This window comes from Sharpea porci, assembly GCF_009695655.1.
Taxonomy (GTDB): Bacteria; Bacillota_I; Bacilli_A; order Erysipelotrichales; family Coprobacillaceae; genus Sharpea; species Sharpea porci.
In genome coordinates, this window is the sequence record NZ_VUNM01000073.1 from 1 (window position 1) to 1,251 (window position 1,251).

The following is a 1,251-nucleotide window of genomic DNA, read 5'->3' on the forward strand; positions in this document are numbered from 1 at the left end:
GCATTCCCCTCGGGGAAGGGAGAAGACAGGTGGTGCATGGTTGTCGTCAGCTCGTGTCGTGAGATGTTGGGTTAAGTCCCGCAACGAGCGCAACCCCTGCCGCCAGTTGCCAGCATTGAGTTGGGGACTCTGGCGGGACTGCCTCTGCAAGGAGGAGGAAGGCGGGGATGACGTCAAATCATCATGCCCCTTATGACCTGGGCTACACACGTGCTACAATGGACGGATCAGAGGGATGCGAACCCGCGAGGGGGAGCGAAACCCACAAACCCGTTCTCAGTTCGGACTGCAGCCTGCAACCCGGCTGCACGAAGCTGGAATCGCTAGTAATCGCGGATCAGCATGCCGCGGTGAATACGTTCCCGGGCCTTGTACACACCGCCCGTCACACCATGAGAGTCAGCAACGCCCGAAGCCGGCGGCCCAACCAGCAATGGAGGGAGCTGTCTAAGGCGGGGCCGATGATTGGGGTGAAGTCGTAACAAGGTATCCCTACGGGAACGTGGGGATGGATCACCTCCTTTCTAGGGAGAACAAGGCGTAAGTTTCTGTTTGGTGATGAGTCTTCGGACTCGGCGAGAGATCCCTGAAAACCGGATGCATTACGAAAGAAAGATATCGAAGATATCGGACTTTCTGCAAACACAAACAACACACAACGAGATCAAGAGAGACACAAGGAAACGAGAGTCTTTCCATCAAATCTTGTTGTGGGCAAAGCTAAGAAACGAGAAACAGAAGAGAAACAGTATCTTAACGAAGAGAGAAAGCAGAAAACTCAAACTCATTTAAAGAAAGAACAAGGTCAGGAAAGAAAGGGCGTATGGCGGATGCCATGGGCACACGAAGGCGAGGAAGGACGCAGCGAACAGCGAAATGCGCCGGGGAGCCGTAAGCAGGCGATGATCCGGCGGTATCCGAATGGGGAAACCCGGGAGGCCGAGAGCCTCTCATCGCGCGGCGAACACATAGCCGCGGCGAGGCGATACGCGGGGAACTGAAACATCTAAGTACCCGCAGGAAGAGAAATCAAACGAGAATCCGCAAGTAGCGGCGAGCGAAAACGGACGAGCCCAAACCGGCCAAGGCCGGGGTAGTAGGACCTGCAGCGAAGCGGATGACGCATCCCCAGGGGAAGCGCCTGGGAGGGCGCTCCATAGAGGGCGAAGGACCCGTACCCGAAGGGGAGGCGTCAGCGCGAGCAGGGATCCTGAGTACGGCGGGACACGAGGAATCCTGCCGGAAGCATCG

General features: G+C 57.0%; 2 rRNA genes. Both read left to right on the forward strand.

Going from position 1 to position 1,251, the window contains the following annotated elements:
• Window positions 1–524: ribosomal RNA gene (locus tag FYJ79_RS12380) — 16S ribosomal RNA — on the forward strand; the annotation flags it as partial.
• 279 nt (window positions 525–803) lie between these two features.
• Window positions 804–1,251, forward strand: a 23S ribosomal RNA gene (locus tag FYJ79_RS12385); the annotation flags it as partial.